The sequence below is a fragment of the Pseudoalteromonas sp. MER144-MNA-CIBAN-0113 genome (genome assembly GCF_040308965.1).
GTDB classification, from domain to species: Bacteria; Pseudomonadota; Gammaproteobacteria; order Enterobacterales; family Alteromonadaceae; genus Pseudoalteromonas; species Pseudoalteromonas tetraodonis.
Genome location: NZ_JBEOOG010000031.1, coordinates 20,620 through 43,308, shown reverse-complemented (window position 1 = coordinate 43,308; position 22,689 = coordinate 20,620). Strand labels below are relative to the sequence as shown.

Annotated in this window: 22 protein-coding genes, 2 tRNA genes and 1 pseudogene; 4 read left to right on the top strand and 21 right to left on the bottom strand. The window is 41.1% G+C overall.

Going from position 1 to position 22,689, the window contains the following annotated elements; genetic code table 11:
• The 4 genes from AAEY57_RS10130 to dnaQ form a co-directional block, all read right to left on the bottom strand.
• Positions 1-77, bottom strand: a tRNA-Asp gene (locus AAEY57_RS10130).
• A gap of 27 nt (positions 78-104) precedes the next feature.
• Positions 105-181, bottom strand: a tRNA-Asp gene (locus tag AAEY57_RS10125).
• 98 nt (positions 182-279) lie between these two features.
• Positions 280-1,650 (bottom strand): TIGR03503 family protein, encoded by a 1,371-nt coding sequence (locus AAEY57_RS10120; RefSeq protein WP_350607741.1) that lies wholly within the window; start codon positions 1,648-1,650, stop codon positions 280-282.
• A gap of 9 nt (positions 1,651-1,659) precedes the next feature.
• Positions 1,660-2,373, bottom strand: coding sequence for a DNA polymerase III subunit epsilon (gene dnaQ / locus AAEY57_RS10115; RefSeq protein WP_013464558.1), 714 nt, complete (start codon positions 2,371-2,373; stop codon positions 1,660-1,662).
• 68 nt (positions 2,374-2,441) lie between these two features.
• On the opposite strand from dnaQ, the gene rnhA reads away from it, so the two are divergent.
• Positions 2,442-2,906, top strand: a complete 465-nt coding sequence (gene rnhA / locus AAEY57_RS10110; RefSeq protein ID WP_013464557.1) for a ribonuclease HI — start codon at positions 2,442-2,444, stop codon at positions 2,904-2,906.
• Between the two features lie 14 nt (positions 2,907-2,920).
• Here rnhA and AAEY57_RS10105 read toward each other — a convergent pair whose 3' ends face one another.
• Complete coding sequence (locus tag AAEY57_RS10105; protein ID WP_008465729.1) at positions 2,921-3,682, bottom strand: class I SAM-dependent methyltransferase; 762 nt, start codon at positions 3,680-3,682, stop codon at positions 2,921-2,923.
• Positions 3,683-3,735: 53 nt separating this feature from the next.
• On the opposite strand from AAEY57_RS10105, the gene gloB reads away from it, so the two are divergent.
• Both gloB and AAEY57_RS10095 read left to right on the top strand, forming a co-directional pair.
• A complete protein-coding gene (gene gloB, locus AAEY57_RS10100; RefSeq protein WP_138686390.1) occupies positions 3,736-4,509 on the top strand; it encodes a hydroxyacylglutathione hydrolase in 774 nt (257 codons plus the stop codon).
• Positions 4,510-4,696: 187 nt separating this feature from the next.
• Complete coding sequence (locus AAEY57_RS10095; protein ID WP_013464555.1) at positions 4,697-6,274, top strand: lytic transglycosylase; 1,578 nt, start codon at positions 4,697-4,699, stop codon at positions 6,272-6,274.
• Positions 6,275-6,327: 53 nt separating this feature from the next.
• On the opposite strand, the gene AAEY57_RS10090 is transcribed toward AAEY57_RS10095, so the two are convergent.
• A complete protein-coding gene (locus AAEY57_RS10090; RefSeq protein WP_138686389.1) occupies positions 6,328-7,698 on the bottom strand; it encodes a Gfo/Idh/MocA family protein in 1,371 nt (456 codons plus the stop codon).
• 162 nt (positions 7,699-7,860) lie between these two features.
• On the opposite strand from AAEY57_RS10090, the gene AAEY57_RS10085 reads away from it, so the two are divergent.
• Complete coding sequence (locus AAEY57_RS10085) at positions 7,861-9,474, top strand: M28 family metallopeptidase (RefSeq protein ID WP_076921582.1); 1,614 nt, start codon at positions 7,861-7,863, stop codon at positions 9,472-9,474.
• A gap of 31 nt (positions 9,475-9,505) precedes the next feature.
• Here AAEY57_RS10085 and AAEY57_RS10080 read toward each other — a convergent pair whose 3' ends face one another.
• The 15 genes and pseudogenes from AAEY57_RS10080 to AAEY57_RS10010 form a co-directional block, all read right to left on the bottom strand.
• Entirely contained in the window at positions 9,506-10,453 is a 948-nt protein-coding gene (locus tag AAEY57_RS10080) for an EAL-associated domain-containing protein (RefSeq protein ID WP_016899465.1), read from the bottom strand.
• A gap of 231 nt (positions 10,454-10,684) precedes the next feature.
• Positions 10,685-10,898, bottom strand: a pseudogene (locus tag AAEY57_RS10075) (EF-hand domain-containing protein).
• 69 nt (positions 10,899-10,967) lie between these two features.
• Positions 10,968-11,180, bottom strand: a complete 213-nt coding sequence (locus tag AAEY57_RS10070; protein WP_008467121.1) for an EF-hand domain-containing protein — start codon at positions 11,178-11,180, stop codon at positions 10,968-10,970.
• Between the two features lie 160 nt (positions 11,181-11,340).
• Positions 11,341-11,553 (bottom strand): EF-hand domain-containing protein, encoded by a 213-nt coding sequence (locus tag AAEY57_RS10065; RefSeq protein WP_008467122.1) that lies wholly within the window; start codon positions 11,551-11,553, stop codon positions 11,341-11,343.
• A 576-nt stretch (positions 11,554-12,129) separates the two neighbouring features.
• Positions 12,130-12,345 (bottom strand): TIGR02450 family Trp-rich protein, encoded by a 216-nt coding sequence (locus AAEY57_RS10060; RefSeq protein ID WP_008467123.1) that lies wholly within the window; start codon positions 12,343-12,345, stop codon positions 12,130-12,132.
• A gap of 382 nt (positions 12,346-12,727) precedes the next feature.
• Positions 12,728-13,081 carry a cupredoxin domain-containing protein gene (locus AAEY57_RS10055; RefSeq protein ID WP_013464550.1) on the bottom strand — a complete coding sequence of 118 codons (354 nt, stop codon included), beginning with the start codon at positions 13,079-13,081 and terminating at the stop codon, positions 12,728-12,730.
• A gap of 22 nt (positions 13,082-13,103) precedes the next feature.
• Complete coding sequence (locus AAEY57_RS10050; RefSeq protein ID WP_138561774.1) at positions 13,104-15,347, bottom strand: heavy metal translocating P-type ATPase; 2,244 nt, start codon at positions 15,345-15,347, stop codon at positions 13,104-13,106.
• A complete protein-coding gene (locus tag AAEY57_RS10045; RefSeq protein ID WP_013464548.1) occupies positions 15,344-15,781 on the bottom strand; it encodes a MerR family transcriptional regulator in 438 nt (145 codons plus the stop codon). The genes AAEY57_RS10050 and AAEY57_RS10045 overlap by 4 nt, the downstream gene beginning before the upstream one ends.
• A 209-nt stretch (positions 15,782-15,990) precedes the next feature.
• Complete coding sequence (locus AAEY57_RS10040) at positions 15,991-16,488, bottom strand: DUF2059 domain-containing protein (RefSeq protein ID WP_350607733.1); 498 nt, start codon at positions 16,486-16,488, stop codon at positions 15,991-15,993.
• Between the two features lie 128 nt (positions 16,489-16,616).
• Complete coding sequence (locus AAEY57_RS10035) at positions 16,617-16,949, bottom strand: Na+/H+ antiporter subunit G (RefSeq protein WP_013464546.1); 333 nt, start codon at positions 16,947-16,949, stop codon at positions 16,617-16,619.
• Positions 16,950-16,958: 9 nt separating this feature from the next.
• Entirely contained in the window at positions 16,959-17,228 is a 270-nt protein-coding gene (locus AAEY57_RS10030) for a K+/H+ antiporter subunit F (RefSeq protein WP_008114565.1), read from the bottom strand.
• Positions 17,222-17,758: a Na+/H+ antiporter subunit E gene (locus AAEY57_RS10025; RefSeq protein WP_350607731.1), complete on the bottom strand. Its 537-nt coding sequence runs from the start codon at positions 17,756-17,758 to the stop codon at positions 17,222-17,224. The genes AAEY57_RS10030 and AAEY57_RS10025 overlap by 7 nt, the downstream gene beginning before the upstream one ends.
• The gene (locus AAEY57_RS10020; RefSeq protein ID WP_350607728.1) at positions 17,758-19,275 is read right to left on the bottom strand and encodes a monovalent cation/H+ antiporter subunit D; all 1,518 of its coding nucleotides are present in this window, start codon (positions 19,273-19,275) and stop codon (positions 17,758-17,760) included. Before AAEY57_RS10020 ends, AAEY57_RS10025 begins: the two co-directional genes overlap by 1 nt.
• Positions 19,272-19,619 carry a Na+/H+ antiporter subunit C gene (locus AAEY57_RS10015; protein WP_013464542.1) on the bottom strand — a complete coding sequence of 116 codons (348 nt, stop codon included), beginning with the start codon at positions 19,617-19,619 and terminating at the stop codon, positions 19,272-19,274. The genes AAEY57_RS10020 and AAEY57_RS10015 overlap by 4 nt, the downstream gene beginning before the upstream one ends.
• Entirely contained in the window at positions 19,619-22,411 is a 2,793-nt protein-coding gene (locus AAEY57_RS10010) for a monovalent cation/H+ antiporter subunit A (protein WP_036956923.1), read from the bottom strand. Before AAEY57_RS10010 ends, AAEY57_RS10015 begins: the two co-directional genes overlap by 1 nt.
• Between the last annotated feature and the right edge of the window lie 278 nt (positions 22,412-22,689).

Genomic DNA, 22,689 nt, shown 5'->3' with positions numbered 1-22,689 from the left:
TGGCGGAGTGGACGGGACTCGAACCCGCGACCCCCGGCGTGACAGGCCGGTATTCTAACCAACTGAACTACCACTCCAGCGCATACTTACAAATTGTCGAAAATTGGCGGAGTGGACGGGACTCGAACCCGCGACCCCCGGCGTGACAGGCCGGTATTCTAACCAACTGAACTACCACTCCGCATTTTCGTTTCTGTCTGAGTCTCCCCTGACAGCGGCGTGAATAATACGAACCAGCCCCTGCTTCGTCAAGGGCTTTTTTGTTTTTTTACAGGTTTTTTAGTCATCTGACATCGAAAGGTTTAAAATTCCACCTGATTTATCATTTTTTGAGCTATTTTCTGGTTCATCTGATTTTTGCCGTTCAGCTTTTTTTGACTCAACAGCTTTCTTTTTATTTAAAAAAGCTAAATTCAATTTAAGTTTTATTGGTTTATTCTGCACAAAAACACGAATACATAACCAACCTATAAATAAAATGGCCAAATTTCCACCAACAATTAAACTAACCATTAATCCCGTGGACATTACTTTTGGTTTTACAACTGGCACAGGAATAATTTCTGGTTCGCTAACACTGGCAACTGGAATTTCTGGAATCACTTCAATCGGTCTTTCTATTTCAAATAAATAGGTTGGCAATGTAGCCATAAACTCTCGGTCATTGATTGTTGAGCCAAAAACAGAGATTTCAATGTTGTAGCGCCCCCAACCATAATCTTGTAAAGCCAGCTCTCTAGCAGTAGTGCTGTTGCTATCTAAGTAAAATACCTGCTCTTCACCATTGGGATAATAAATTTTACCTTGCATGATCACCGTATCAGGTTTTAAAAGCTCATCATCAATATTGATGGTAATGCGATGATCATCCCCCTCTTCGGTTGCTTCAACGGAGGTAAAGCTGAAAGGCGGCTCATGCACAACTATCGTGTCTTGAACAACTCGTCGCTCAAGGACATCGGTGGTAATATAAAGTTCTGGCCGCCACTCGCCTGGAGTAAAATTTAAGGTAAACTCACCCGTAAACACACCGTCTTTTGCACTTTCATCAAATCCGTAGCCATCGTCTTTAAATTCAGTAACTTGTTGTATGCCTGCACCAAAGTTTTCAAAGTTTTCATTATTGGTGCTCACAAAGCTTACATTAAGCGATACCGCATCTTTAAATAGGTTGGCGCGAATCGGCTCGCCATCATTTAAAATCTCACCAGTTACCTTTACAGTTTCACCCTGAAACAGAATTTTAGGCAGTGGGTCTACTTTTAGCGATAGCTCACCAATAACAACAATGCGGCTTTCTGGCATTATTTGGCCAATAACTTGCCACGGCCCAGGCATGGGATTGCGAATAACCACTAAGTCATAATTTAATTCGTCGTACCAATCAAGACTAGTGTTTCTCACCGCATTGGTTGCAAAGTATTTAGTACCATCGGGTCTTACTAAAATTACGGCAGGCGATCCAGGGCGTCTAAAAAATATTAATTTTATTTCATCAATTTTGTCATCAACACGAAAACGGTTATCCAGTAACGGGATTTCATTTTGTTTACCGCTGCCTTTTAACTCTTCAACTTGCTTTACGCTGTGTGCATCGGGAATGAAGCACGCGGCGATTAAAAACAGTGAAACTACTAATAGCGTTTTCATAATAGTGCCTTATTCAGCGCGCCATAAACAATGGCCGCCCTCCTTTTGTACAATGTCTAAACGTGATTGATGTGCGCTTTGCTCTGCTTCGCTTGCTGCTACAACAACCAATGGGGCTCTATCGCTGTTTAAGCGCCTAATACCGCCCTTTTGATCTTCACTTGAGTCATCTTTATTTTGATTAAGATTTAGCTTTACTTGTCCCCCGGTCATTGCCAGGTAAACATCGGCTAAAATCTCAGAATCCAGTAAGGCGCCGTGTAACGTACGCTTAGTGTTATCAACATCGTAGCGACGGCAAAGCGCATCTAGGTTGTTCTTTTGTCCTGGGTGCAAGTCACGCGCCATTTTAAGGGTATCAAGCACGCCACAAAAATCATGGGTGTTTTGATAACCTTGATTTAATAACGCAAATTCATTATCCATATGGCCAATATCGAACGGCGCGTTATGAATAACGAGTTCTGCGTCTTTAATATAGTCAAAAAACTCTTGGGCAATGTCTCTAAAAAGCGGTTTGTCACGTAAAAATTCGTTGGTAATACCGTGAACGTCGATTGCTTCTTCTTCAATGCTGCGTTGTGGATTTATGTAAACGTGAAAATTATTGCCGGTTAACCGACGATTCATTAGCTCCACACAGCCTATCTCAATAATACGATGCCCTTGTTTAGGGTCGATGCCGGTGGTTTCTGTATCTAAAACTATTTGTCTGCGTGCCATATCGAATTAAGCCTGACTCTGGTATCTTTCTATAATCACTTTATTGTACATAATATCAAGGTAAAACAGTGCAAAAAACCGTAGAGATTTACACCGATGGTTCGTGTTTAGGTAATCCAGGCCCCGGTGGTTATGGTATTTTTATGATTTATGAAGCCCATGAAAAAAAATTAAGTCAAGGTTACAAACTCACAACAAACAACCGCATGGAAATGCTAGCTGCCATTGTTGCGCTAGAATCACTTAATCGTTCATGCCCTGTTACCCTGACTACCGATAGCCAATACGTAAAACAAGGCATTGAGTCGTGGATCACCAATTGGAAAAAACGCGGTTGGCAAACCTCTGCTAAAAAGCCGGTTAAAAATGTCGACTTATGGAAACGTCTCGATAAAGCCTGCGCCGAGCACGATGTTACTTGGAAATGGGTAAAAGGTCACAGTGGCCATAAATATAATGAAATTGTTGACGACCTTGCCCGTGATGCGGCCAGCGGCAACAACTTAATTGATGATGAAGGTTACCAACCGTAACCCTCAATATCGCACTATTTTTTATTTTGCTGATAATGTTGCTTTGAGGTCTGCCTAAGCCCTACCCCTTTTATTGGCGCAAATTGTGGCCGAGCATGCCACTTAGGTTTTATTGGCGTAAGTGGCGCAACACGCTTTCGTGCCACCAGCAAATATACACTGCCCATAGGTTTTAAATATTGCTTGGTAAAGCTGCGCCAAAACGCAAACCGCGACAACCGGTTACCGCGTGCCAACGACGAATAAATAAAGCGTTCATCGGCCACAATTTCAAACCCAAGCAAATTAAGCCAGTCTTTAACGCGTGCAGGGGTAAAAAAGCGCCCTGTCCACGGTAATTTTTGACCACTAAATGGCAGTAATTGCGCTAACCCACAAAAGCTAAAAGGATTAAAACCGGTAATGGCAATATAACCGCCGGGAATAAGCGTACGATGAGCCTCACGTAATATATGATGCGGATCTGAGTGATACTCTAAACAATGGCTCATAATGCACGCATCTATACTGTGCTCATAAAAAGGCAGTTCGTCTATGTCAGCCACCACTCCGGTATAAGGGCCTGGCTCTGCAACGCATACTTGATGCTTAATGGAACTTTTGCTGGTATCTAACTCGCCACTTAAATTACCCAATTTAAGCATATGATAGCCAAACATACGTGGTAACCACGGCGACAATTTGCGCTCTATATCACAACGTAAATAATCACCATGCGGAAACTGTTGCCATGACAACGGTTTGGGGCCTTCTTGAAAACTAAGGGCTGGTTTCATTATATAAGCTCGTTATAATATTAATTAAATACCACTTTATAGAGCAACGATACATGGTGCAAGTCAAAGCAATTAAAGCCTTTTCTGATAACTACATTTGGTGCTTAACCACCGAGCATAATAATCAAGCGTGGGTGGTTGACCCTGGCCAATCTGCGCCGGTCACTGAGCATTTAGCACAGTATAATTTAACCCTAGGCGGTATTTTAATAACGCATCATCATTATGATCACACTGATGGCGTTACCCAATTAGTAAAACAGTATCCAAACGTTGAGGTTTACGGCCCAAGTAACAGTCCATTTAAAGGAATAACAGAGCCTTTAAATGAAGACCAAACGATTACCGTTTTAGGCACCTCATTTAATATTATCACCACGCCTGGCCACACACTCGATCATATTTGTTATGTTAATGATGCACTTGCCTTTACTGGCGACACATTATTTAGCGGTGGTTGTGGGCGCTTATTTGAAGGCACTCCAGAACAAATGTGGCATTCATTTAATAAACTTAGTGCACTACCGAGTGATTGCAAAGTGTATTGTACTCATGAATACACCCAGGCGAATTTGGCGTTTGCAAAAGCGGTTGAGCCACGAAACCCCGAGTTACTCGCTTACAGCCAGCAAGTGGATGAATTGCGTAATAAAGATGAAATAACGTTGCCAAGTACCATAGGCCATGAGCTGAAAATTAACCCTTTTATGCGTAGTAATTTGCCAAACATTACAGAATTAATACCAAAAAAATATTGTTTAGTTACAAAAAACAATGAACCTTGGGAAAACTTTGCTAGTCTGAGAAAGTTCAAAGATCATTTTTAATTTGGGCCTGTTGACCTTTCAAGGTTAAACATGCGCTAGCAACAACAATAATAAAACGATTAGTTAATAAACAATAAGTTAACATTTTCTAATCATATTTGTTTGGAACTTTTAACGGTCATAAGTGGCAATGTTGACTCATTATGGGTAGTATTCGCCGAGTTTTTTACCCTATGTATTGGTATTTATGAATAAATCTCCTCTTTTATTGGTCTTAGCGATGACGCTAAGCGGTTGTCAAACACTGACAACGTTAAACACAGATTCACAAAATCAGGCACTAGACCAGCTTGAAGGCGCAAGCCCAAACGATATTAGCACGGCGCTGATGATGAACGCGCAATATCAACAAGTGAACGATATCGAAGAGGAAGCCCCTGTGTTTGACGATGTTTGGGAGCGTATTCGTTACCAATTATCTATCGATATTCCCCAAAATCGCCCAGTGGTCGCTGAGCGTAACTATTATGCGCGCCATCAAGCATACTTAGATCGTATCTCTAAACGTGCTGAGCCGTATTTGCACTTTATTGTTGAAGAAATTGAAAAGCGTGAAATGCCAATCGAAATTGCACTTTTACCTATAGTAGAAAGTGCTTTTGACCCTTATGGCTACTCGCATCGCACCGCATCGGGTATTTGGCAATTTATGCCAGCAACCGGCGAGCGTTTTGATTTAAAACAAAACTGGTGGTATGACGGCCGTCGCGACATTGTGCAATCAACTCGCGCAGCGCTTGATTATCTCTCATACTTACACAAAACCCTTGAGGGTGACTGGCTGAACGCAATTGCAGCTTATAACTCAGGTGAAGGCCGCTTACTGCGTGCGATTAAAAAGAATCGTAAAAAGCATTTACCTACCGATTTTTGGTCACTTGATTTACCTCGTGAAACCACTGCCTACGTGCCTAAATTATTAGCATTAGCCGATTTATTAAAGCGCGCTGATGATTTTAATGTGTCATGGAAGCCTATCATTAACGCGCAAGTGGTTGAAGTGGTCAATATTGAGTCACAAATTGATTTAGCGCTGGCAGCCGACATGGCTGACATGACCCTTACCGAGCTATACAGACTAAACCCTGGATTTAACCGCTGGGCAACAGACCCTGATGGCCCACACTTTTTATTAATACCCACCGATAAAGTAGAGCAATTTACAGAAAAATTGGCTGCAACTGACATTAAAAATCGTCTTCGCTGGCAACAATATAAAGTAAAAAAAGGTGATAGCCTGTCGGTAATTGCCAGTAAATTTACCACTAGCACCAATGCAATAAAGTCATTAAATAAGCTTAATTCAAACGTAATTCGTGTTGGCCAACAAATTTTAGTGCCGCTAACAGATGGTAAAATTAACAGTGAACATTTGCCTCAGCAAGTACGCGCGGCCGCTAATAAAAGTTTGCGTACTAAGCTCTCACACACGGTAAAAAGTGGCGACACATTGTGGGACATAAGCCGCGAATACGATGTCACTATAGGTGAATTAGCTAAGTGGAATAAGCTGAAAAAAAATGCAGTGCTGCGTTTAAATCAAAAATTGGTTGTTTATAAATCAGCAAATCAGCCTAAAGAGTCAGCGAATAACACCAATCGCACTATTACTTATAAAGTGCGTCGGGGTGATTCATTAGCGCGTATAGCCTCTAAGTTTAATTTAACCGTGAGCGATATAATTAAATGGAATGACTTGGCTGGGCAAAAATACTTACAGCCAGGCCAAAAGCTTAAACTCAAGGTTGATGTGAGAAGTAGCTAATAAACATAACCAATAAATAAAAAAAGAGCGCATGCGCTCTTTTTTTATTTGGCTTAGCTTACAATGCCCAAAGGCTGTGCGGTTTGCCATGCCCCGCGAGTAAAATCGGGAATATCTATTGAGCGGCTACGCTCACTCACAGACTGGGCTGATAACGGCGAAATAACCGACCATGCCGCCCCGTCATAAACGTCTTGATCTAGCGGTTCACCATTTCTTAAGCAGTAAATCATCCGCCAAAACATTAAAAAGTCCATGCCACCGTGACCACCATTGCGCTGCGCCTCTTCACCCATTTTTGTCCATAAGGGATGGTCGTACTGCTCATACCATGCGCTCATATCATAATCCCACTCATGAAAACTTTTTGAGTCACCAGTTACAAGGGCAATACGATTAGGGAAACCGGCAAACACGCCATTCGTGCCTTGTATTAAGTTATGTCGTGAGTACGGCCGAGGGGTTGTCGTATCGTGCTGCACCATAATACTGCGCCCTTTGAGAGTTTTAATCAGCGTCGTGTTCATGTCACCGGCAATATAATTGAGCTGGTTACGGGGGTGTTCGGCAGCAAACTCACGTTGCGCATAGGCGCTTCGGCCAAGTGAAGGTGAGCTCATTGAGGTTAAAAAATCGAACCGATCGCCACGATTTATATTCATGTATTGCGATACCGGCCCTAATCCATGCGTAGGATATAAATTACCGTCACGTCTTGCATGCCACTGCGTTCGCCATGAGCCTGTTTTGTGCTCAAGCTCTTTCATTTGCCAGCGCAGTTCATGAATATACGCCGCTTCGCCATGTAACAGCTCCCCAAATACACCTTGGCGTACCATGTTTAATACCATTAACTCGTCGCGTCCGTAGTTAACATTTTCCATCATCATGCAGTTTTTTTGCGTACGCTCTGCGGTATCGACAATTTGCCACATTTCATCAACAGTCAGTGCTAGAGGCACTTCAACAAAAGCATGTTTTGCGCTGTTCATGGTATCGATAGCCATTGGGGCATGCCATGCCCATGGTGTTGAAATAATCACAATATCAATGTCTTGTCGTTCGAGCATTTGTTGATAAGCGCGCTCACTGCCACTATACAATGCAGGCTTTGCCACTCCCGTATCAACTAAATAATTAGCGGCACGTTCTAAAACCTCTGTATGAGTATCGCAAATAGCCACTATTTGAGTGCCTTCAATGTGGCTCATACGCTTTACATGGCCAAACCCGCGCTGACCCACACCAATAAACCCTACTCTCACCACATCCATTTTAGGTGCGACCAAACCGATAACGGAGCGCCCTTGTTGCATAGGCGCGCTAGTATGAACACTGCCACTAGATGCACAGCCACTAACCACACCAGCAGCGGCAGCTACACTGGCTGCCTTTAAAAAATCCCGACGATTAAATTGCTTCATTACATATCCCTTTTGTTATTATTTTTAACTTACCTAATGGCGATTAATGGGTAAAGGGCCAAAGAGGTAAGCTGCATAAAAATAGGTTTAAAATGGATAAAAATTCGCATTGTGTTATTGTTTGGGGTTATAGTCGAAAAAAATATTATTTCCTAACTTATTATGTCTTATATAAAAACCATCACATTTTTTTTAGTTATTGTACTAACGGGTTGCTCAGAGTCTGCAACCCCCACTTCCTCGCTCGAAAACAGTCCGGGCGTTAGTTTAAATAATATAAAACAGCATATTAAAACCCTTGCCTCTGATGACTTTGAAGGCCGCGGTCCATTAACATTGGGTGAAGTAAAAACCGTTGGCTATTTGAGTGAACAATACAAAGCCATAGGGTTAACTGGTGCCTATAACGGTGATTTTTTACATCCGGTTAAAATGGCCATGATCACCGCAGATCAAAACATGCAATTGACCATGGGTGATTTAAGCTTTAAAGCGGGTAAAGACTTTACTGCTCGTACTAAACAATTGCAGCCAGTTATTGATGTTCGCAGTTCTGATGTGGTCTTTGTCGGTTATGGTATAAATGCCCCTGAATATAACTGGAACGACTACGCCAATATTGATGTAACCGGTAAAACCGTTATTGTGCTGGTAAACGATCCGGGCTTTGCCACTCAAGACGATACGTTATTTACTGGTAATGCCATGACTTATTATGGTCGTTGGACTTATAAATATGAAGAAGCCGCGCGCCAAGGCGCTAAAGCGGTATTTATTGTTCACGAAACAGCTCCTGCCGCATACCCTTGGGGGGTAGTTGAAAGCTCAAATACCGGCACTAAATACAGTCTAATGGATAACAACCTCAATGCATCTGAATTGCCCGTTATGGGCTGGCTAACACTCGATGCCACCGAGCAAATATTTGCATCAGCACACTTAAATTACCAACAATTAAAACAACAAGCACTTAGTGAGCAATTTCAAGCTAAAGCGTTGAATTTAAAAGCAACCCTTGCATTTAAAAACGAAGTGTCACATGCAAAATCACATAATGTGGTCGCAAAAATCACAGGCAGTGAAAGCCCAGATGAATACATCGTTATTAGTGCCCATTGGGATCACTTTGGCACTAAACAAACCGACAGCGGTCCTAAAATTTATAATGGCGCCGTTGATAACGCATCAGGCACCGCGGCCACCCTTGAGATTGCTCGAATAATGCAAAAAATGCATCAGCAAACACCGTTTAAACGCTCGATTATTTTTGCCAACTTCACCGCCGAAGAAACCGGTTTAATAGGTTCAGCGCAGTTTGCCTCTGGTGACCTGATCCCAACAAAGAATATGATTGCCCTACTAAATATTGATGGGATGAACGTACTCGATAGCACCGACTATATTTTACAGTACGGTAAAGACCTCTCGACTATGGAACACTATTTAGCTAAAGCCGCAAACGCGCAAGGACGTCAAGTTAAACTGGATCCTCGTGCGCAAAATGGCTTATTTTTTAGATCGGATCATTTTTCACTCGCCAAACAAGGTGTGCCAAGCTTACTGTTTATGAGCCTAGGTGATACCGATCCTGACTACATCACTCATAAATACCATAAAGAAGCTGACGATTACTCAGCTGATTGGTCATTAGGTGGGGTAAAACAAGATGTAGAACTGATTGTTGATATAGCCTCACAACTGGCGAATAACGGTGATTGGCCAAAATGGACAAGCGAGTCTGACTTTAAAGCCAAACGCACCGCTGACAAACAATAAATACAATTAAACATTACTACTTAAAATCCTCCTACTCGGAGGATTTTAGTTTTACCCGTGCCTGTGTAAGCAATGTTTCAGCTTTTGCCCCTAAATACACATATATCGCTAAAGCAATTAAAAGTCCCACCACTGCAAGCATCATCGCTATAGCTGGCATTAAATACTCTGATTGCCCTAATGCGGCTTTAAACATAGTGAGTAGTGCTTCAATTGATATAGCAATTAACACGGTAGAGATAAACCGGGTAATGGTTCGTCGTGTTGATGAGTGTCTAAAAATATCTTTATGCATGAGGATTTCTTCTTCAAGAATTGTTTTGCCAAGATCAAAAACAGCCAATGCTAACGTGATATAAATAATGATGCTAAAGGGTTCTAGGGGATCGGACGAACTATTTACGTGAGTTATTAATTCATAGATGTCGATAAATACGATGTTGAGTAAAAAAAGCACCAAACTAAATAAGCACGCCACAATAATGCCATAACCTGCTTTAAAATAAGGTGACATAGTCGCACGTGCGGTATCACCCATCACAAACTCAATAAGCTGCGTTAAACTTACATCAACAACTAAATAATGTTGATTATTGATAGGTTTGTTTAATTCTTTAATCGCAGATATACATAAATGGTTGGTCGCAATAGAAATATAAGGCGCAGTAAAACAAATAGCATTACAGGCTTTTACATTTAAAAAATAAGGCCGCTCACTTAAATCCTGATTATTGCCTCTCTGTGCTAATTTTTTATTGTAGGCACGTTTAAAACAAACGTTATTGCCCTGTTGTGAGCCCTTCTCGTCCAAACAGTATTGTAATTCTAAAAAAGGATAATGCTTTGTTAAATAGCGCATATCACGATTATTAGCGATGCCGTCATCTATACTCATTAAAATTGATTCTAATAAGCTATGTATTATCTGCTCATATTCGTTATAGCGCTCAACACTACTTATATAACTCATTCTCGCCATAGTTAGGCTCCTTAAATACCCTAATCAACAGCTAAGCAAGTTTAAAACCAAGAATTAAAGAATATAAAAATCAATAGATTAAATTAAATACATTGATGCCATTGCACTATTTTAGTGACAACTGCACACACTATTTCTCGCCACGCACAAAAAAGCAGCTGAGTATTTACTACTTAGCTGCTTTTTATGTCTCGTTTATAAATTACATAAACGCTTTCATCCGTAATGTAATTACTGAATTTTTGCGAATTCTTCTTTTGAAAGCTCACCGTTGCTATCAACATCTAAATCATCAAATAATTGAGCTAGTTGTGAGTTAGCTTGTGCTTCAGACTGGCTAATAACGCCGTCGCCATCAGTATCGAAAGAATCAAAGTCAACCGCAGCAAGCCGCTGAAGATGAAGCAAGTGCTATTAAAGCGAGTGTTTTAGTAAATGTTTTCATAATTAATCCTTAGGCTAAATGCCTTAATTAAAATGGTAAGAAGTCCTTTTCAAAGATCCTTAAGGGAAACTAGTACGCTGAAAATTCGTCTTTAGAAAGTTCACCATTACCATCTACATCTAGCTCTGCAAACTGCTCCATAAGCTCAGCAGCAACCGATGCCTCTGCTTGGCTGATGGTGCCACTGCCATCTACATCAAGCGTTTCAAAGTCTGTGCTTGCAAATACTGCAGATGAAGAAGCAAGCGCCATTAATACCAGTGTTGATTGTAACTTTTTCATAATATAATCCTTCAAAGTGTGCAATGTTCGTCAAATAAAAAATAATTGGCTCAAAACTATCAACCTCATATCCTTGCGATTCTTTGTCATAGGCTCCCTTGCCTATTTAGGTTGTCTTGGGCAACTCAGAATCAATGGTAGTATTGAGCACTAAAGCTGGTTACGCCTTAGAAAACTCTGCTTTAGATAACTCACCGTTTTGGTCAGTATCAAGCTCAGTAAACTGGCTCATAAGTGAGGCGTCAACTGATGCTTCAGCTTGGCTAATAGCGCCGTTGCCATCCACATCAAGAGTGTCAAAATCGGTTGCCGCAAAAGCCGCTGATGAAGAAGCTAAAGCCATTAGTACCAGTGTTGATTTAAGTGTTTTCATAATGTAATTCCTTCATTAGGTTGTGCGATAAAAGCGATATGCTTTATCACGTTTTTGCTAAATACAGCTTAGGTATTACAACTTCGATGCCATGTTTTTAAAGTTATTTAAAAACATGTATTTAGAACGATTTTGAAGTATTTTGATAAAAATAAACCATGATTTTGTTGCTTTTTAGCAACAGCCACAGGGGCTGAAATAAATAAACATTTAAAATCAATAAGTTAAATTATAATAAAAAGAGACATGGGAATGAAAAAACTGGAAAAATCATGTTTAGAGCAGTTATGAGAATAAACCGACTCTGAACACATCCGACATACTTACTTTAACGGTATAAAATAGTACATATAACGTATTGAAATATAATAACTAAAATAATATTTCTATTATTTTTATAAAAATTTTTTAAGAGCGAATTAAAAACTATCGTTTTGTTGCCAAATGGCGAATTGGGATGAAAAAAGCTGTATAAGAGAAGAGTCGCTAGCAATGTGTTGCTCTAAAAATCAATAAACTAGTCGCTCATACTCATAATGGCTATGAGCGTGAGCAATGTGTTTTACAAAGTCTGCTTTATTTCCAACCTTGCAGCCATTTTTGTTGATCTTTTAAATCGCGCCACTGGATTGGGTATTGGTTTTTTGACATTACCGCCTCAGTGATACATTCAATGACGTTGCCGTCTTCATCAAACTCAACCTCAACAATAATAAAATGTTTTTCCTTATTAATTGCTGGGATCGCTGTCCATTTACTATTAAGCAGTTTTTTAGGGTTTAATTTATTCATACTACGCCTTCTAAGTTTTCTACTTGAACATACGCATCAGAGCCATTTTTAGTTTTATTAATCTAGGGTCTGTTGACCTTTCAAGGTTAAATTTGCAGCAGTCTGTTTGGTATTTAGGCAAGGCAGAGCCTATGTGGTGTGGTTATTCCCCAGAAATAGGCGATAACGCAGCATCAATGCCAAACAGGCGCTGCCCTTCGGGTTCTGCCTAGGGGCGATTTACTCTTTGTTACCTACATGGATGTAGGTAAGGGGCGTGAGCAGGACGCGGAAGCTTTGCTCGGTTCTTACTTAGTCCACTAGGTTACAAACCTCGCGCCGCGATTAAACCGCTCCTAGTTTGAACAAATTGTAATCCGAAAAGGTCAACAGACCCTAATATTCAAGACACTAATAACGTGCCTTTATACATTTGCATTTGGCAATGAAAAGCATATTCACCCACTTTAAGTGCCGGCAGCTCAACAGTGTTATTCTCACCCATAGCGAGCGTTTTACTGATATCGAGTGAAGGAAACACCACCGTTTCGGCGCATGGAGCGCTGTCTTGTCGATTAAACGTCAGCGTTACTTTTTTATCAGCAGCCACTTTAATATGGGCAGGATAATAAACGCCGTTATCAACCACTATCGTTATTTTGTTGTTATTACTCTGCACTTGCTTAGGTTTGTATAGCCAAAACCAGTATATAATAACCGCAATTAACAACGCGCCGAGTATATTGATCATCAACATAATGCTACTCCTATTTATAAAATTACGATTTACTGGGTTTAAAAAAGCGCAGGCGATTGGCGTTTGTGACCACAGTTAGTGATGACAACGCCATAGCAGCACCTGCAACAACCGGGTTGAGTAATATACCAAAGAATGGATATAACAGCCCCGCAGCAATTGGAATACCTGCCACATTGTAAATAAATGCACCAAATAAATTTTGCTTAATATTGACTATAGTGGCGCTACTAACCGCAATGGCATCGCCAAGACTCTGTAATGAACCGCGCATTAAGGTGATATCAGCGCTCTCAATCGCCACATCGGTGCCAGTGCCAATAGCAAACCCAACATCGGCTTGTGCCAGTGCAGGCGCATCGTTTATACCATCACCCGTCATACCGACTATTTCACCTTTAGCTTGGCGTTTAGTTACTTCACTGGCTTTGTCATCAGGCATTACTTGGGCAATAAAGTCCTTAATACCGACTTTGTTAGCGACGGCTCTGGCGGTAGCTTGGTTATCACCGGTCAGCATAACAACATGGATACCTTTTTTTTGTAGACGTTTAATGGCCTCTGCTGAATCGTCTTTTATCGGATCGGCCACCGCTATAATGGCTTGTAGTTGGGTATCAATTGCAAAATACATTGGCGTTTTAGCGGCGCTGGCTAATTGCTCAGCTTGCTCTTTTGCCTCTGCAATACTGATATTGTGTTGGCTCATAAGCGCTTCATTGCCAAACAATAAAGTTTGCCCATTTAATCTGCCTGTAACACCTTGCCCCGTCACAGCGTTAAAATCGCTGACTTTTTCAATCGTGATATCTTCATTTTCAGCATAACTTACAATAGCTTGCGCTAAAGGATGTTCAGAGCCGTTTTCAAGACTAGCGGCAAGCTTTAGCACGTGTACTTTATCGCTGTCATTAAAATTAATGATATCGGTAACGGTGGGTTTTCCTTCTGTGATCGTGCCAGTCTTATCTAAAATCATGGTGGTTATTTTAGAGGTGGTTTGCAGCGCTTCTCCATTACGAATAAGTATTCCCGATTCAGCGGCTTTACCTATCCCAACCATAATTGACATAGGGGTTGCTAAACCCAGCGCACACGGACAGGCAATGATAAGCACCGTGGTCACGGCCACTACCGCATAAGCAATGCTCGGCTCGGGGCCAAAATTAAGCCAAGCAAGGCCCGCGAGCACTGCAATAATCATTACCGTAGGAACAAATACGCCGGATATTACATCGGCTAAACGCCCTATGGAGGGTTTAGAATTTTGTGCTCGTTTAACCATATTAATAATACTGGCAAGTGTGGTTTCACTGCCAATATGGGTGGCTTTAAATAGTAACGTGCCACTTTTATTAATGCTGCCTGCAACAATGATATCGCCCTCAATTTTGTTCACTGGCATAGGCTCACCCGTGAGCATTGACTCATCCACTGAGCTGCGACCTTCAATGACTTCACCATCCACAGGGATTTTTTCACCGGGGCGTACACGCACAGTCTCGTTTTTTAGTACCTCACTGATAGCTATATCTTGCTCTTTGTTATCACGCACTACCCGAGCGGTTTTTGGCTGCAAACCGATTAAGCGTTTTATCGCCTCAGAAGTACGACCGCGGGCTTTTACTTCAAAGGCAAGGCCTAGGCTAATTAAACCGATGATCATCGCTGAGGCTTCAAAATAAACATGCCTAGCCACCTCGGGTAGCACGCTTGGCGCAATGACTACCACCATAGAATACAACCACGCGGTACCTGTGCCCAACGCAATCAGTGTATCCATATTGGCGGTGTGGTTTTTAAATGACTGCCATGCGCCGTTGTAAAACTGTTTACCCGCAATGGCCATAACCACTAAAGTGACTATACCAACAATAAACCAGCCAATACGCTGCGCGTTGGTGGTGACACTCATATCAAAAATAAGCCCATACAACATAAGCGGAGCGCCAACGCCTAGCGCCAATACCATATTACGCATTAGCTTTTTATAGTGTGCGCTATCGGCTTTGGCTTTTTCATCTAACGCGTCTTGCTCCGACTCGCTATTCATTGGCTTAGCCTTGTAACCAATATTTTCGACTGCTTCAATCAGCTCTGCTGATGGCGCATTGCCTTCAACTTGCACACTGCGATCAGCAAAGTTCATTTCAACACGCTGCGCACCTGATACACTTTTTAGCGCTTTTTCTATTTTTGCGACGCAGCTCCCGCAATTAGCACCTTCAATTATAAAGTTTTGCACTGTGTCTTTATTGTTGCTCATTTTGCTTCCTCGGAACTAACTTGCTCGTTAAGGGGATCTACAAAGGTCTCAATTAAACTACATATATCGGCACTTACAGCACCATCGCTTGAGTTTTCCCACTGTTTTACCGCTGCTTGCATACGCGTTCTTAGTTTGAGTGTTTCTTGAAATAGCCGTTCTGTTTCTTCGAGCCGTTTAGTTATTAATTGTCGTGTCAGTGGACACGGACAATTCCCTTGCTCCGACTGAGCAACTATTTGCTGAATATCTTTAATAGAAAAACCAAGTTGCCGTGCACTAATAATAAACTTTAAACGTCGTTGATCGTCTTTGGTATACACCTGATAGCCATTGTTTTGGCTACGAATGGGTTTAAGTAGCTTTATACGCGTGTAGTGCCGCACTGTATCTTGGGTCACTCCCATGATTTTAGCTAGCTGTTTAACATACATAACTCACTCCATCGGGTTTTAATAGTGACATAATAAACCTATGTGTAACACACAGGTCAACCGCTATTTTAAAACTCTGGGAATGCGTTCTCGGCACATTAAATAAGTGATTACGTTTGCTTAAAGAAGAGGAAGAATACAGCAGTCACAAAATAGTGACTGCTAGAAAATGTAGACGTTATTTTGCTACGACTTAGGTTAACTATAGTTTAGTTTGCTTCACTACGCGATTTTTTAAGTGCTTCACCTAGCTGCCCAGCAATTGCTTGGATCTCAGGCATGGCTTCTTGCACTAGAGATTGTGACATTTGCATAGATGCTTGCATCACCTGTGGCATTTTTTTCAAAATAGCTTGCCCTGACTCTGTTTTATAAAAATCGAGCATATCGCTAATCTCTTGCTCACTAAATTGCTTATCATAAAGGTTAACCATCATAGGCTGCATTTTTTGCCAGCTCATTTTGGTTTTTAGCACCTTAGTCATATCGGCATAATATTTGTCAAATATTGGCTTTTCATCTGGCTTTACCCCCATTTGCACCGACATATTTTGCATCATGCCCTCAACTTGAGAATACATAGAGTCAACCATGGCGTCCATATCCATCACCTCTACCAGCTCATCAATTTTTTGTTGCTTAGTAGTTTGCGCTGCATATAGGCTAGTTGAAAAAATAAGTAGTGATAAAAGTAATACCTTACCCATATTAATATCCTTTTTGTATTTGAATTTACGCCATACTCACATGTTCAATAAGTGTTGTAAATGGGAACAACCAAAAAAACAAAAAGCCGAATAACTACCATTATTCGGCTTTTTGTCGTTTGTTAGGGTTAATCTTTTTCGATATTATCGAGTCCTTTCGTTCCATCTTTGGCTTTTAACTTATGATGAATAGCGGTTTTAATTAGCATATAACCACTAATGGGCGCCGTGATTAATAAAAATATAGTGATTAATATTTCTTTTACGCTTAAGCCACTAGCTGAATTGGCAAAAAATACCATCGCAGCCGTGAGTATACTTGCCATCCCTAAAGTGGTTGCTTTAGTTGGCCCATGTAAACGCATAAAAAAGTCCGGCAGTTTAATTAAGCCAATAGAGCCAATTAAAATAAAGAGCCCACCTAATAACAGCAATATTGATACGATCCATTCACTTATCATTTTAATACCTTACTCAATTATATCGCCACGAAGTAAATACTTACATACTGCCACTGTACTTATAAAGCCTAACATTGCGATAAGCAAAGCGGCTTCAAAATATAAACCTGTTCCCATACTGATGCTATATAAAATAATCAATGCTATAACGTTAATATACATTGTATCGAGCGCCAAAATACGATCTGGTACTGATGGACCAATAATAAGTCGCCATAAATTTAGTAGTAATGACAATCCAACCATTGAAAAAACAATCAGTAATACTGTATCTAACATTGAAATATCTCCTTTAGGGGAGCTTCGTAGCGTGCTTTAATTTGTTTGATAAGTGCTTGCTCATCATCTAAATCTAACACGTGAATTAATAAATATCGCTGCGCTGGTTCATCATCTTCATTAAGTGACTTAATGAGAGGATAAACCTCAGCACTTACTGTACCCGGCGTTAAAGACACACAACTAGCTAAAATAGTAATTGGCATTTCATGCATTAAATCGATAGGCACTTTAACAAAACCTGGACGTAAATTTTTTGAAGGGCCCAGTATTAATAAGGCCACTTGTAAATTAGCCACAATAATATCGTAAAGCACAATAAGTAACTGCTTGAACGCCAAGCCAGGCTTTAATATGAGTGGTTGTGGATCTCTAAATGACATACTGAATAAAGGAATAAGCAGTGCTAACAATGCACCCAATATAGTATGCCCTACAGACACACTGTTATTTAATAATAGCCATACTATAAATAAAAATAGACTACGAAACGGTGTGGGTAACCAACGAAAACGAGCTTCTAAGCGCATTACAGACCTCCCTTGAGTACCGCATTAATACCACCACTAATATCGTGAAGTTGTGTTGCTGTTTCAAGTGCATATTGCGTTGCCAAATCACCAAAAACAACCAACAGTATTGAGCTTGTGAGCAGGCCAACAAGTACGATAACTTGCAACGGATGTGCATTAGCAACATCAGCAGCCTCACCGCCTTTGTCTTTATGCTCCCAAAACAAACTCGTGCCTGCACGTGATATAGCAACAATTAACGCTAAGCTCATAATTAAGTAAACAGGCCAAAATACCAGTGCTTGCTCACTGTTTAAGGTGGTTTTTAAAATCCAAATTTTACCTACAAAACCTGAAAGTGGCGGCATACCTATGACGGTTAGTCCAGCGATAATAAAACACGCTCCCAACAAGAATGGTTGTTTAACTACGCGTCCGCCAACTAATCTGTCGCCGGCTTTACCTCGCTGAGTTGCAATTAAATCAGCCAGTAAAAATAGTGCTGCAGTCACTAACGTTGAGTGCACCAAATAATACAATAGTGCAGCTGTGGCGTTTATATTTTGAAGTGCAACCAGTGCCACTAAAGTACCCACAGAAACCAGTACTAAGTTTGCGGTAAGCTTACGTAAATCTTGTGCTGCCAACACCCCGATTGCCCCAATCACTATAGTAGCAATGGCCAACGCCCATAGCCAAGACTGCGCCATATGCTCAAGTTCACCGGCTTGCTCACCAAATACCACTGTATATACGCGTAAAGTGGCGTAAACACCTACTTTGGTCATAATCGCGAATAATGCAGCAACCACAGGTGTCGCACTTGAATAGGCATTTGGGAGCCATAAATGCAGTGGTAATAGTGCACTTTTAAGGGCAAATACTACAAGCAATAGTAACCCGCCCGCTTTAGCTAAATAAACATCATCACCGGTTAACTGCGGTACTTTATTAGCCATATCAGCAATGTTTAGGGTACCCAACACCCCATATAAAATACCTAAGCCGATTAAAAATACACTTGAGCCAACCAAGTTTAAAATAACGTAATGCAGTGCTGCACGTGTTTTTGGTTTACCGCCGCCGTGCATTAATAGCGCATAAGAAGCAATTAGTAACACTTCAAAAAAGACAAAGACGTTAAATAAATCACCCGTTAAAAACGCACCATTTACCCCTAATATTAAAAAATGAACCAAGGGATGGAAAAAGCTGCCTTGCTCGTCATCGCCGGCACACCCATATAAAACCACACCAAGACCTAAAAAGGCGGTTAAAGTAACCAGTAAAGTTGAGAGCATATCTGCTACCAGTACAATACCAAACGGCGCTGACCAGTTACCGATTGCATAAACAATAATCCCGTTATCTTTAACCTGAACCAGCAGCAATACTGTAATTACAAAGGTTAAAATAGCCATTAGGCTTGAAGTTAATCGCCGTGCAAATAAACTTTTGCCACACGGTGGCAGTAGCAGAATGATTGCCGCTAGCATAGGCATTAAAACAGGCAAAGATGCTAAATGCTGAATCATTTTCTCTCCTTGCGTTTACTTCTGGTTAGGGTGCCATCAACATGATCATTCCCTAAATCTGCTCGCCCTCGTATCGATAAAATAACCACAAACGCAGTCATGGCAAATCCTATCACAATAGCTGTTAATACTAAGGCTTGTGGCAGCGGATCGGCGTAATCAGCGCCAGTTCCAAGTACCACCGCTTTATTGATAGTTAAGCGCCCTGATGAGAATAAAAACAAATTAACCGCGTAAGAAATCATTGTCAGCCCCAGTACCACTGGGAATGTGCGCGCTCTTAATAATAAGAACACACCACAGGTGACTAGCACGCCAACGCAAGATGCGTATAACAGTTCCATTAAATATTTACCTCTTCTTTCTCTGCGTTCGCGGTCATATTACCTAAGCTTGCAAGGATCATCAGCGTAGCGCCAACAACAGTTAAGTACACGCCCAAATCAAATACAATGGCGCTGGCTAGCTCTGTTTTACCAACAAACGGAATATCAAAGTAATCAAACCAGGTAGTTAAGAATGGTTTATCGAAGAACCAACTTCCGACACCCGTAAACATGGCGATAGCGATACCTGATGCAATAATTTTTCGATAGTTAACATCAAAACGTTCATTAATCCACGCAGTACCATGTGCCATATATTGTAAAATAAAGGCAATAGAAGTTACGAGACCTGCTATAAAGCCACCGCCCGGTAAGTTATGACCGCGTAGGAAAATATAAGCAGATACTAATAGCGCTAATGGCAGTAAGCTTTGAGAAATACAAGCCAATAAAATAGGGTGACGGTCTTTAGACCATGGGCGTCCTTCACTGTCGCTTGCTGGCATATAAAGTGGAATTCTTGATAGCAGTTTAAATATACCCAGTGCAGCAATCCCTAACACGGTGATTTCACCTAAAGTATCAAAGCCCCTAAAATCAACCAAAATAACGTTAACTACATTAGTACCACCACCGCCTGTTTTGGCGTTAGCAATAAAGAACTCAGAAATTGAATCAAGCGGACGAGTCAGTAAGGCGTAACAAATACTGGCAATAATTACCCCCACCGTAGAGGAAATAACCACATCACGTAAAATACGCAATGAGCTTGACTCTCTTGGCGTGCTTTGAGGTAAGAAAAACAGTGCCAACATTAATAGTATAATAGTGGCTACTTCTACAGTAAGTTGCGTTAAGGCCAAGTCAGGCGCTGAAAAACGTGTAAACGCTACCGACACCATTAATCCCACAATCGACAGCATTAATAACGACACCATCCGAATTCGATGCCAAATAACGGTAGCAATAGCACCAATAATCAGTAGCCCTGCACCTATAGCATTTTGAATATCAACTGGGGTGTTAGGTACACTGCCAGCTAGCTGTTTCATTTCAAATAATGGCCAACCTGAGGCAAGTAATACAACGCCTAACATAATAAATACATAGCGTTGTAATGAGCCATTTTCTGTTGATTGGATTTTGTTTTGACACCAATTAACCACAACCGCTAAAAAACGCTCGAAGATTTTTTTAGCATTAAAAGGAGGTAACGACGCCTGAAACTGGAACAAGTACTTACGATTAACGTAAATAAATAAACCACCAATCACCGCCATACCACTCATAAGTAGAGGTAAATTGAAACCGTGCCAAATAGTTAGCTTGTACTCAGGCATAGCTTGGCCAAGTACGGCCAATGAGGCAGCCGATAAAATACCATCTACTGCAAAGTGCGGAAAAATCCCCACTAAAATACATAGCACCACTAAAATTTCGATAGGCACACGCATATAACGTGGCGCCTCATGAGGGGTGCGTGGTAAGTCTATCGGTTCACCATTAAAGAACACGTCATGAATAAAGCGAGATGAGTACGCTACCGACAGCGCACCTGCAACGGTTGCCAGCACAGGAATTAACCACGACATAGAGCCAAGTACTTGCTGATGCAGTGTTTCAGCAAAAAACATTTCTTTAGATAAGAAACCATTTAATAGCGGTACACCCGCCATAGCGGCAGCGGCCACCATCGCCAATGTGGCCGTATAAGGTAAGTAGCGCCACATGCCATTGAGTTTGCGCATATCACGCGTGCCGGTTTCATGGTCAATAATACCCGTGGCCATAAATAACGACGCTTTAAACGTAGCATGGTTAATAATATGAAAAATAGCGGCTACGGTTGCAAGTTGTGTGTCTAGGCCGAGTAATAGAGTAATTAGGCCTAAATGACTAATTGTTGAATAGGCTAATAAGCCTTTTAAATCATGTTTGAATAGCGCGATGTAAGCGCCAAATAAAAGTGTAGTTAACCCCGTCAAACCGACTAATAAAAACCAAGTGTCGGTACCCGCCAGTGCTGGATAAAAACGCGCAAGTAAAAAGATACCCGCTTTTACCATAGTGGCAGAGTGTAAATAGGCACTAACAGGCGTAGGTGCTGCCATGGCGTGGGGTAACCAAAAATGAAACGGAAATTGTGCAGACTTGGTAAAGGCGCCTAGTAATACTAGCACCAGCGCTAATTCGTATAAATCATGTGATTGAATAATCGCTTTGCTAGCTAAAATAGTGTCTAGGTTGTAGCTTCCAACAATATCACCTAGCAGCATTAAGCCGCCCAGTAATGCTAAACCACCCGCACCGGTTACCGCCAGTGCCATACGCGCCCCCTTGCGCGCCTCTGATTTATGCCACCAGTAACTAATCAACAAGAACGAGCTAATACTGGTTAGCTCCCAAAATACCCATAACTGAATCACATTGTTTGACATAACAATGCCCAGCATGGCGGTCATAAATAACATTAAGTAACTAAATAGCTTTGGCAGTGAATCGTTTTGACTTAGGTAATAACGGGCATACAAAATAACCAGCAGCCCTATTCCTAAAATCATAAATAAAAACAGTAAACTCAATCCATCTAAGCGTAAGGAAATATCCAGCCCTAAAGCAGGTATCCACTGCGCGCTAAAACGAATAGTTTCTCCCGCGAGAACCGCAGGCGCATGATAAAGTGTAATTGCAAGCGCGGCTAAAGGCGCAATAGCCGTTAGGCTCGTTGCCTGATTTCGAGAAAGTTTGCCGGTGCATGCAGAAATAACACTGCCTAATAAGGATAACAGGGGTATCCAGAGCAAAGTCATAATGAAGGGCCTTTTTGAATCATAAAGTTTATCAATTCGCTACTTGTTATTATTAAATACCAAAGTGACTTGGGTATACGTTTTATATCTGTTTTTTAACAACATTAATACGTACAGTTATACTGATAAACACGGTTTTTGTCTATAGAAAGCGCTTCTAGCGGGGCAATAATCAAACAAAAAAGTTTATAAATTAATGAACTGGGATAAAACCGGCTCAGCTTTTAAGCAGTTTTAATAGGCTCATATAATCATTGGTTAAACAACCTAAAAGCACT